General features: G+C 57.7%; 12 protein-coding genes. 9 read left to right on the forward strand and 3 right to left on the reverse strand.

The features are described from left to right. From kaiC to NW837_RS03415, 3 genes are all read right to left on the reverse strand, one after another. A partial coding sequence (kaiC, locus tag NW837_RS03405; protein ID WP_414329279.1) for a circadian clock protein KaiC occupies positions 1 to 1,413 on the reverse strand: 1,413 nt, incomplete at its 3' end. 28 nt (positions 1,414 to 1,441) lie between these two features. After that, the gene (kaiB, locus tag NW837_RS03410) at positions 1,442 to 1,744 is read right to left on the reverse strand and encodes a circadian clock protein KaiB (RefSeq protein WP_011430723.1); all 303 of its coding nucleotides are present in this window, start codon (positions 1,742 to 1,744) and stop codon (positions 1,442 to 1,444) included. A 2-nt stretch (positions 1,745 to 1,746) separates the two neighbouring features. Next, positions 1,747 to 2,751, reverse strand: a complete 1,005-nt coding sequence (locus tag NW837_RS03415) for a circadian clock protein KaiA (protein WP_414329280.1) — start codon at positions 2,749 to 2,751, stop codon at positions 1,747 to 1,749. 121 nt (positions 2,752 to 2,872) lie between these two features. Between NW837_RS03415 and NW837_RS03420 the strand changes: the two genes are divergently transcribed. The 9 genes from NW837_RS03420 to rlmD form a co-directional block, all read left to right on the forward strand. Beyond that, positions 2,873 to 3,808, forward strand: a complete 936-nt coding sequence (locus NW837_RS03420) for a nucleoside hydrolase (protein WP_414329281.1) — start codon at positions 2,873 to 2,875, stop codon at positions 3,806 to 3,808. A 78-nt stretch (positions 3,809 to 3,886) separates the two neighbouring features. Further along, positions 3,887 to 4,405, forward strand: coding sequence for a CDP-diacylglycerol--glycerol-3-phosphate 3-phosphatidyltransferase (gene pgsA, locus NW837_RS03425; RefSeq protein ID WP_414329287.1), 519 nt, complete (start codon positions 3,887 to 3,889; stop codon positions 4,403 to 4,405). 10 nt (positions 4,406 to 4,415) lie between these two features. After that, positions 4,416 to 4,928: a crossover junction endodeoxyribonuclease RuvC gene (gene ruvC / locus NW837_RS03430; RefSeq protein ID WP_414329288.1), complete on the forward strand. Its 513-nt coding sequence runs from the start codon at positions 4,416 to 4,418 to the stop codon at positions 4,926 to 4,928. Positions 4,929 to 5,023: 95 nt separating this feature from the next. After that, positions 5,024 to 5,677, forward strand: a complete 654-nt coding sequence (locus NW837_RS03435) for an LON peptidase substrate-binding domain-containing protein (protein ID WP_011432147.1) — start codon at positions 5,024 to 5,026, stop codon at positions 5,675 to 5,677. Positions 5,678 to 5,743: 66 nt separating this feature from the next. Beyond that, a complete protein-coding gene (locus NW837_RS03440) occupies positions 5,744 to 6,562 on the forward strand; it encodes an alpha/beta hydrolase-fold protein (protein ID WP_414329282.1) in 819 nt (272 codons plus the stop codon). A gap of 36 nt (positions 6,563 to 6,598) precedes the next feature. Beyond that, complete coding sequence (locus NW837_RS03445; protein ID WP_414329283.1) at positions 6,599 to 7,657, forward strand: ATP-grasp domain-containing protein; 1,059 nt, start codon at positions 6,599 to 6,601, stop codon at positions 7,655 to 7,657. A gap of 68 nt (positions 7,658 to 7,725) precedes the next feature. Further along, positions 7,726 to 7,914, forward strand: coding sequence for a hypothetical protein (locus NW837_RS03450; protein ID WP_414329284.1), 189 nt, complete (start codon positions 7,726 to 7,728; stop codon positions 7,912 to 7,914). After that, a complete protein-coding gene (locus tag NW837_RS03455) occupies positions 7,899 to 9,086 on the forward strand; it encodes a GNAT family N-acetyltransferase (RefSeq protein ID WP_414329285.1) in 1,188 nt (395 codons plus the stop codon). The genes NW837_RS03450 and NW837_RS03455 overlap by 16 nt, the downstream gene beginning before the upstream one ends. Before the next feature lie 151 nt (positions 9,087 to 9,237). Then, positions 9,238 to 10,194 (forward strand): 23S rRNA (uracil(1939)-C(5))-methyltransferase RlmD (gene rlmD, locus NW837_RS03460; RefSeq protein WP_414329286.1); only part of this gene is annotated, 957 nt, incomplete at its 3' end.

The raw sequence follows: 10,194 nt of genomic DNA on the forward strand, positions 1-10,194 counted from the left end.
GGCCATTTCTCCGCGGATCTCCACGTATTGCAGCAGGATGATCGTGTCGGTGATGGTGGAGATGTGGGATTCGGTGATGGAATGGGATCCCATGAATTGGTCGGTGGTGTTGGTGAAAAAGCCGGTGATCTCCTCCTGCTTGGCCAGGCCAGTTACCCCGATTACAAACTGGCGGAAGGCATTTTGGCTCACTCCCCGCGCCAGGGCTGACAGGGAGTCGATGGCCATGCGGGAGGGCTTGAAGGCCATCATCTCGGTTTTGATCTTCTGCAGGTGGTCTTCCAGGCCGGCAGATTCTGGGTAGGCGCAGATGATCTTGAGGAGGCCCTGCCGCTCGAACTCTTCCAGGTCAATGCCCCAGGAGGAGGCGTTGCGGGACAGCTGCGCCCGCGACTCTTCGTAGGCAAAGAGAATGCAGCGTTCCCCATCCAGGCAGCCCCGCTCCAGGAATTTGCTCACCAGCGAGGTTTTGCCCGTGCCGGTGGCGCCGGTGGCCAAAATAATCGAGTCCTTGAAGAAACCGCCGCCGCACATTTCGTCCAGCTTCTCGATGCCGGAGGAGACCCGCACGTTGGAGGAGCGCTGCGTCAGCTGCATGGCTCCCAAGGGGAAGATGTTGATCCCGTCGTTGGTGATGGTGAAGGGATATTCCCCCTTCATGTGGGTGGTGCCCCGCAGCTTCAAGATCTCAATGGTGCGCCGCCGTTTCTCTCCCTCCAGGATGTTGCGTAGGATCACCACGTTATCGGAGACGAATTCCTCTACGCCGTAGCGGGCGATGGGGCCGTACTCGTCGGTGCGCTCCGTGGTCATGACGGTGGTGACGTTGGCCTGCTTGAGGCGGGCCGTCAGGCGGAACAGCTCCCGCCGCACCACACCGGCAGGGTCGTACTGCTGAAAGATGGCTGTCACTGAGTCGATGGAGACCCGCTTGGCTTTGTATTTGCGAATGGCGTACTGGATGCGCTCGATGAGGGCCGACAAATCAAAGTTGCCGCTCACCTCATAGCCTTCGGGATCGGGGGAAGCGTCCAGGATAAACAGTTGGCCCCTGTCGATGAGGGCCTGCAGATCCCAGCCAAAGCTGGAGGCATTGCGAATGATATCGGCGGGGGTTTCCTCGAAGGTGACGAAGATCCCCGGCTCTTGATACTTCACGATGCCGTTGTAAAGGAACTGCATGGCAAACAGGGTTTTGCCGGTGCCGGAGGTGCCGCTGACCAAGGTGGTGCGTCCCAGGGGTAGCCCACCGTGACTGATGTCTTCAAAGCCCTCGATGCCCGTCTGTTTTTTGGGGATCCCTCGCAGCTCTGAGAGATCCGCTCGGTGGTTGTCTGGGGTTGGTTCGGTGGAGTCCTCTGCGGTGTTATCTTGTGGCTTTTCTGGCTCAGAAGGCCCCAATGACTGGTTCATCCCACTCTCCTTGCTCCTGCAGCCTGTCTCAAGCCTCTTCGTCCAATTCTTCGTAGAGCAGATCCAGGCCGATGAGCACTTTCTCGCGGTTGGACAGATCGCCAATAATCTTCCGCACCGGTGGCGGCAGGATTTTGGCCAAGGTCGGCGTTGCCAAGATCTTATCTTCCTCTGCCAGTTGCGGATTTTTCAAGACATCGATCACCTTCAGGCTGTACACGCCGCGGAACTCCTTTTCCAAGATGTCTTGCAAGGTGCTGAGGGCACGCAGAGAATTGGGGGTGTTGCCCGCCACGTAGAGCTTGAGAACATAGGCTTTGCGAGTGGACATATCTAAGGATCCCTTGGAGCGGTTTTGGGAATGGAGCGGCGGTACATTTCGCTCAGGTGGGCCATCACATCGATCAGGGTAAGGCGGTAATCCAGCAGGATCTCTTCGCTGCGGCCTTCCAGTTTCAATTGTTTGGCAAAGTCTTCCATCAAGTTCATGTGCAGCTCCAGCAGTTGAGCAGCGCCAATATCGGCAAAAAAGGCCAAGGCCACCAGCTCGTCGATGCGGGCATTAACGGTCTCGGGAGATTGAAAATAGTCCAAGACGATTGCCTGGTAAAGGTTACGCAGCCGTCGCATGAGGGCTTGCTGCTCGTGGGGCGGGAGGCGACGGTAAAACAGCTCTGGGTCACGATGATAGTACACTCCGGCGTAGCCCAGCCGTTCCCGCAATTTCTCCGCCAGCCGCCGTTGTTGTTGGTTGCTGTAAGCCAGGTAGGGCTGATTGCTGGGATGCGCTGGGCCCTGCGGGAGGCCGCAGGTGGGAGACATCTGCAGAAACAAGGCGATGGCCCGATCCACCAGCAGCTCCAAGACGGAAGGGGATCCCGAAGCGGTACAGTCGGCCCGCACCTGCCCCTTCAGCTCCTGCGGTGAAATGGGACGGACGAGGGTGGCGTTGTGGTAGAAAAACTGCTCTCGCTTGAGCAATGCTTTCACCAAAGATGAGGTGGCAGGGATCTCTCCTTCCGTCTCCGGTGTTTCCTTTGGCAGGTGGGATTCTTCCAGCACAATCGCCAACACCGTCGGCAGCAGCAGTCCCCACGCGCAGAGCTGATTGCCCAGATCGTGCAGCTCTTGCAGCCGAGTGGGATCCACCAGGAGCACCAAGCAATCGACATGGCCGTCTTGTCTCCTGAGAGCCTCTAGGAAGGTAGCTTGATCCTGAAAACACTCGACAACAAAGCGTTCAGGGGGTAGCCAGTCCTCGCAAGCTAGGGGCTCTCCTGCTGGCGGCTCCCAATCCAGCAACAGGTTGATGCGCAGTGGATGGGTGTCAGGCAACAAGACAAAGGATGAAGATATATTTCCTATCTTAAATCTGACCGGGATCCGCGCTCACCGGCCAGAGGAAAAGAGCGGGATAAAAACCTAAACTAGGGGTGAGTGAGCTGCTGCCGAGATCCCTATGGTGCCCCTGATCATCGACTGTGACCCTGGCCAAGACGATGCGGTGGCTCTGCTGCTGGCTATGGCGTCGCCAGAAGAGCTGCAATTGCTGGGCATTACCACGGTGGCTGGCAATGTCTCCTTGGACAAAACCAGCCGCAATGCTCGACAGATCTGTGAATTGGCCGGTCAGCCGCAGATGGGGGTGTATGCCGGCTGCCCCCGACCTCTCTTGCGCCCTCTGGAAACCGCCGAGCAGGTGCATGGCAAAACCGGGATCGACGGAGCGGATCTGCCGGAGCCCCAGATGCCTTTGGGATCCCAGCATGCGGTGCCCTATCTCATCGAGACGCTGATGGCTGCCCCTGAGCCGGTTACCTTGGCTTTGCTGGGCCCGATGACCAACTTGGCAGTGGCCCTGGTGCAGCAGCCCCGGATTGTGGAGCGCATCCAGCGGCTGGTGTTTATGGGGGGATCCGCCTTTGAGGGGAATGTTACGCCGGCAGCCGAGTTCAACATCCTCACCGATCCCCACGCCGCCCAGATCGTGCTCAGCGCCGGGATCCCGGAGGTGGTGATGCTGGGCTTGCACGTCACCCAACAGGTCCTCAGCACGCCGGAGCGGATTGAGCGCATCCGCGCCCTGGGCACCCGCGTTGGGCAGACGGTGGCCAATATGCTCACCTTTTACGGTAAGGTCGACGTAGAACGCTACGGGCTACCGGGAGGGCCATTGCACGACCCTTGTGTGATTGCCTATCTGTTACAGCCGCAGTTGTTCGAGCTTAAGCCCTGCTACGTCGAGGTGGAAACTGCCAGCTCCTTGAATCTGGGCCGGACGGTGGTGGATCGCTGGGGATCCAGTGGCCGCCCTGCCAATGTCCAGGTGGCTTTTGGGGTGGATGCCCAGGGGTTTTACCACCTGCTCACCGAGCGCCTGGGCCGTTACCGATAATTCTGATAGTTCTGATCCTTGAGGCCAGATCCGAAGGTGGAGAATCCCAGCGCCGTCCAACGTGCCAAGCTGGAGTGGGTGAACCTGCCCACCGCCGTCACCCTGCTGCGGCTGGCAGGGATCCCTTTTGTTTTGCTGGGCCTGAGCCTGCGATCCCCACTGGGGGAGAGATTGGCCCTCTGGGCGTTCCTGTTGGCGGCAGCAACCGATTGGCTGGATGGCCATTTGGCCCGCCGTTATGGCTTGGTAACCGATATGGGCAAGTTTTTGGATCCTCTGGTGGATAAGCTGCTGGTGTTGGCGCCGCTGCTGGGCCTGCTGGAACTGGGGCGGATCCCCGCTTGGGGCGTGTTTTTGCTGGTGGGGCGGGAGCTGGCCATCGCCGGCTGGCGGGTCAACCAAAGCCAAATCCGCGGTGCCAATTTCTGGGGCAAAGCCAAGACGGTAACCCAAATCCTGGCCATTGCTTTGCTGATTTTGGGGTGGCCGGGAGGGATCCCTTGTTTTTGGGTGGCGGTGGTTCTCACCCTGATCTCGGGCCTGACCTACCTGCACACCGATCATCCCCATCATGCGCAGTCACCCGGCAGGCCATAGCCCTTGTCAGATCCCCCCGCCCCTCGCCGACAGAGGAGACACCCCACCTGAGCAGCGCATCCTCGGCCTAGATCCAGGTCTGGGAACCATGGGTTTTGGTTGCATTCTGGCGGGATCTGCGGGGTTGAAACCTGTGGATTATGGGGTGATCAGCACCCCCAGCCAACACTCGATGCCGGAGCGGCTGCAAACGCTGCACGAGGATTTGAGCCAGTTGCTGCGCCAACTGCGCCCGCATCAGGTGGGGCTGGAAAAACTTTTTTTCTACAAAATGGGCAATACCATTGCCATCGCCCAAGCCCGTGGCGTGATCCTGCTCACCTTGGCCCAGCATCATCTGTTGCCGGTGGAGTTTACGCCCGCCCAAGTCAAGCAAAGTTTGACAGGCTACGGACGCGCCGACAAGCAGGCTGTACAAGCTGCCGTGGCCCGGGAACTCAACCTGCCCAGCTTGCCCCGCCCGGATGATGCCGCCGATGCCTTGGCGATTGCCATCACAGTCTGGCACCACCGCTTCTCTTGAGGGATCCCCTCCCTGTCAATCCCCTACCTTTAGCAGAGATAAAGATTGGCCAATAAAGATGGGCTAGACTCAGTACAGCGAGAAGCACAAGCCCTATGCCTTCTTCTTCCGTGGATGTTCGCGAGCTACCCCTGTTTCCCTTGCCGGAGGTGGTGCTGTTTCCGGGCCGACCTCTGCCGCTGCACATTTTCGAGTACCGCTACCGCATGATGATCAACACCATTCTGGAGACGGATCGCCGCTTTGGGGTGCTGATGTTCAATCCCCAGACGGGATCCCCGGTGCGGGTGGGCTGTTGTGCTGAGGTGTTGCAGGTGCAGCGATTGCCGGATGACCGCATGGACATTTTGACCTTGGGGCAGCAGCGCTTCCGCGTCTTGGATTACGTGCGGGAAAAACCCTTCCGGGTGGGGCTGGTGGAATGGATTGAGGATGAGCCGACCACCCCTTCCGATGACCTGCAGAGCTGGGTGCGCCAGGTTACCACTCTCCTTCAAGATGTGGTGCGTCTCTCGGGCAAGCTAATGGAGCGGGATGCACAGTTGCCGGAGCAGCTCCCCACCACCCCCATAGAACTGTCCTACTGGGTGGCTAGCCACTTCCATGGGGCCCCCCAAGAGCAGCAAGCTCTGCTGGAAATGGTCAGTACCGAAAGGCGGCTGCGCCGGGAAGCCGAAATTCTCGAGTCCACCCGCAAGCACTTGGCCGCCCGCACGGCCCTCAAGGATCTGTTCACGGAAATTTCCTGAGGTTCCTGTCAGTTGGTCAGGTCTGCTCCCATCTGTTCTGGTGGCTCTTGTGGACCTTTCCAGAGAGTGCCCTTTGCCTTGCTCGACCAGGCAGGGCAGAATGCTTCCCCCGGAAAGGTTGGGTATTTCTTGAGGATCCCTTCCCCGTTTTTCATGGCCTACGCTCGCCGCTACTTGCGCTTTCCCTCTCAGATCTTGGGCCGGGAAATGGAGATGCTCCACTTTGGGCATCACGGCTACCCGCTGATCTGTCTGCCCACCAGCAACGGGCGTTTTTTCGACTTGGAAGATCGCGGCATCATCGCCAGCCTCAGCCATCATCTGGAACAGGGCTATTTGCAGGCTTTTTGCGTGGAAACCCTAGATTGGGAGACTTTGTTCAACCGCCAGCTGGACTTGCCCCAACGGCGGGATCGTTGGCTGTTGCTGGAGCAGCACTGGGTAGAAGAGCTGATCCCCTATGCCAAAGCGGAAGCGCAAAATGAGTTTTTGGTAGTGGCCGGTTTTTCCCTGGGGGCTACCCATGCGGTCAACCTCACCTGTCGGCACCCCGGCTTGGTGCGCCGTTGCTTGGCTCTGGGGGGGCCCTACGATGTGGCCGCTCTCGGCTCCATCACCGGCTGGGATCCCCAACGGGCAGAGCAGGAGCTGTATTTCATCAACCCGCTGGCCTATATGTCCAACATGAGCCGGCAACTCTGGGATCACTTGGGCGGGCGCAACACCGAGCTGAAGCTGCTCACCGCTCGCCACGACCACTGCCTCAGCGACAATCTGCGCCTGGCAGAAGTGCTTAGCCGCAACAACATCCCCCATCAACTGGAGGTATGGGAGGGGAATCACGACTGGCCCACTTGGCAAGCGCAAATCCGCGCCTTCGCGTAGGATCCCTTGCAGGGAATAGCTTTTGAGAGAGCTTTGATGATTGAAGACTATTGGGTTGGCAGCCTGCACTTCAGCGAGCCTTTTGGGGACGATACTCTGGCCCGCCTCAACGCACTTCCCCCTGTTCAAGCTCGCAACGGCCAAACTTACAAGATCCGGGCCGAACATGTCACCATTCACGAGGTGAACCTGGATTACCGCACCAAGTATCGCCTGATCCTGGATCGTTTCAGCTACCTTTACCCCCAAGCCATCGGCCTGTTCATGGGCTTTGCCTTTCGGGGGGTTTACCTCATCAACAACCCGTTTAGCTTTTATTACTACCTGCGCAACAAAGATGCTGCCTACATGGTGGTCAAAGAGCTGGGGATCTCCATCCCCAAAACTTACATTCTGCCCCCTAAAGAAGCCCCTGCATTGAAAGCAGAAGATTTTAAGTATCACAAGTTTTTCGATTGGCAGGGGATGGCAGAAGACCTGGGCTGGCCAATGGTGATCAAGCCGGCGGAGGGGCGAGAGGCCATTGGAGTAGAAATAGCCCACAACATGGAGCAGCTCCTCTATTTTTACGACCGCTCTGGATCTCAGGTGATGATGATCCAAGAGAAGGTCAAAACCCCTTACCCTTGGCAGATTCGCGCCCTCTGCATTGGCCGAAAGATCATTCCGATTAAGTACATCTTTCGTAAATTCGATGCTAGCGAGTATCTGTTCGATCCAGAATTTCTCACGCCGGAAATGGGCCAGAAAGTCATCAATACCTGTCGGATTATCAATCGAGTTTTGGGCTATGAAATGAACTCGGTGGAGCTATTTATTGACGAGCAGGGAGAGCTGCAGGCCATCGACTTTAACAATCCGGTGCCCGATGGGCGGCTCAAGGCTTTGGGAGAGATCTTCTATAACGATTACCAGCAGGCCCTTTGCGATTTGGTCTTGGACATCGTGCGGGAACAGCGTCCTTTCGACTTCCTGCCCCCAGATATCAACCGCTTTGCCCACATTGCCCGACGGGCCGATCTCACCCGCGAGCAGAAGTTTCAGATGGCTTTGGAATTGGCCAACCGTTACTACGAGCCCAGGGATCCCGATTAAAATCAAACCAGAACCCAAAAGTGTGGTTTTCCGCCGGAGAAGTTGTGGACGGGCAAAGGAGCAGCAGCGTGGTTTCCGACCCCGTTTCAGGGTGGTACGTGATCAAGCAGGCGCAGGGATCCTGCCAGGTGCTGCATTTGGCGGCGGGGGATCCCCTCTTGAGTCGGCAAGAGCATTGGGGGCCTTTTCCCGGCCAAGCTGAGGCAATTGCACGGCGGGTTGGTCTGATCCGAGCAGGCAAATGTCAACCGGCTTGAAATGGCGCTGGTGCCACGATATTCGCGAGATCCCGGCAGTGGCCTGGCACGCCTTGCAAACGGAGCGCACCTCTCCTTTTTTGGAATACGAATGGTTGCACAGCCTAGAGAGCTCAGGTTGTGCCAGCCGCAGGACAGGGTGGCTGCCCTGTCACCTGTTGGTGGAGGCGGACGGCCAGTTGGTTGCTGCTGCCCCCTTGTATTTGAAAAGCCACAGTCAAGGGGAGTTTGTCTTCGACCAAGAATGGGCTGCAGTTGCCGGCCAATTGGGGGAACGCTACTACCCGAAGTTAATCGGCATGGCCCCCTTCACCCCGGCCACGGGCTATCGCATCCTCGTCCATCCCGAGTATTCGGAAGCAGAGGTGTGGTCGTTGATGCTGGCAGCCATTGACCGGTTTTGCCAAGAGAAGGATATTTCGGTGTTTAGCTTGCTTTATGTAGATCTGGACTGGCGGACTCAATTGGAGTCGGATGGATTTACGCCCCGGATCACCCACAACTACCAGTGGCACAACCCCGGCTACCGCTCTTACGAAGACTTTTTGAGCCAGTTCAATGCCAACCAGCGGCGCAACATCAAGCGAGAGCGGGCTGCAATGGAAAAAAGCGGCCTAGAACTCAAGATTTACACAGGAGAGGAGATCACGCCCCGCCTGTTGTCTCTCATGTACGACTTTTACAGCAACACCTGCGCCCAATTTTGGAACTGGAGCAAATATCTCAATCGCCGCTTTTTCGAGTCTCTCTATCCCAACTATCGGGAGCGAGTTGTGCTGGTGGCCGGGGAACGGAATGCAGAAATTGTGGGGATGTCTTTTTGTATTCGTAAGGGGGATCGCCTCTTCGGGCGCTACTGGGGTTGTCGGGAGGAGGTGAAGTTTTTGCACTTTAACGTTTGCTACTACGAGCCCATTGCCCTCGCCATCCGAGAAGGGATCCGCAACTTTGATCCCGGCGCAGGGGGATCCCATAAGATTCGACGGGGATTTCCGGCCACGCCTGTGTACAGCTACCACCGCTTCTACAGCCGAAGGCTACAACAGGTTTTGGTGCCCTACCTAAACCGGGTTAACCCTCTCATGTTGGCCGAGCTAGAGAACGTGAATCAAAACGAGGTTCCTTTTCGAGAAGATGTTTTGCCTTCTCTATCTGCTTTGACCAAGGAGTGAACCACTTCATTGGATCGGGTTTTCAATCCCGTAAGCAGTTGGCGGCTGACATGCTTTTTGCCTTGCTACAGCTTTTTCCGGCAATGCTGACTCCAGCCAACACGACCTGACCTATGGTTATAGTTATTTCGAATTTCGGCGAAACAGCCTAATGGAACATCCGATCCCTTCCGGCCTTCCTGATCCCGTTAAACCTGGGGATCTCTTGGCGTTGGAGGTCACGGCCCTGACCCCCCAGGGAGATGGCATTGCCCACACGGTAGGACTTGGACAAGGGCGAGTGGTGTTTGTGTCCCAGGCGGTGCCCGGGGATCAGGTGGTGGCCCAAATAACCGAGATCAAGCGCAACTACTTGGTCGGGCGAATTCGGTCGCTGATTTCTCCCTCTCCCCAACGGGTGCGACCAGCCTGCATTGTGGCGGACAAATGTGGTGGCTGCCAATGGCAACATGTCAGCTATGCCCAGCAATTGGCCACCAAGCAGCAAATCCTCAGGGATGCACTGGAGCGGATTGGCGGTCTGACTCTGCCGCAGCCTGTCCCTATTTTGGGATCCCAGCAGCCGCTGCGCTATCGCAACAAGGTCACCTACCCCATGGCCAAACCGGAGGGCCAGCCCTTGCGCATGGGCTACTACCAACGGGGCAGCCACCGCTTGGTGAACCTCAACCAATGCCCCGTGCAAGATGAGCGGCTGGACGTGTTCCTGAGGGAAATCAAGCGCGATCTTCAAGAGACGGGCTGGAGTGTGTATGACGAAAGTCGTCACCAGGGTCATCTCCGCCACTTGGGTTTGCGCATCGGTCGCCGCACCCGCGAGGTGCTTCTGACCTTGGTCAGTTGCAGTCGTCGCCTGCCCCATCTGGAAAGCTGGGCCGAACGCTGGATGCAGCGCTACCCCGACCTGGTGGGGGTCTGTCTCAATCTCAACTCGGCTCGTACCAATGCCATCTTCGGCCCGGAGACTGAGGTCATTGCCGGTCGAGGGGCTCTGCGGGAGGAATTTGCCGGTTTTTCCCTCTGGATCGACAGCACCTCTTTCTTCCAGGTCAACACAGAGCAAGCAGAAGCCTTTTTTACCTGGATAGCCGACCAACTGAACCTGCGG

The sequence above is a fragment of the Synechococcus sp. R6-10 genome, assembly GCF_047461815.1.
Classification (GTDB): Bacteria; Cyanobacteriota; Cyanobacteriia; order Thermostichales; family Thermostichaceae; genus Thermostichus.

Excerpts from the sequence above, each read along its gene's own strand:
- NW837_RS03435 (WP_011432147.1), top strand. The coding sequence starts at position 5,024 with ATGCCTTCTTCTTCCGTGGATGTTCGCGAGCTACCCCTGTTTCCCTTG.
- NW837_RS03445 (WP_414329283.1), top strand. The coding sequence starts at position 6,599 with ATGATTGAAGACTATTGGGTTGGCAGCCTGCACTTCAGCGAGCCTTTT.
- NW837_RS03455 (WP_414329285.1), top strand. The coding sequence starts at position 7,899 with ATGTCAACCGGCTTGAAATGGCGCTGGTGCCACGATATTCGCGAGATC.
- NW837_RS03420 (WP_414329281.1), top strand. The coding sequence starts at position 2,873 with ATGGTGCCCCTGATCATCGACTGTGACCCTGGCCAAGACGATGCGGTG.
- kaiB (WP_011430723.1), bottom strand. The coding sequence starts at position 1,744 with ATGTCCACTCGCAAAGCCTATGTTCTCAAGCTCTACGTGGCGGGCAAC.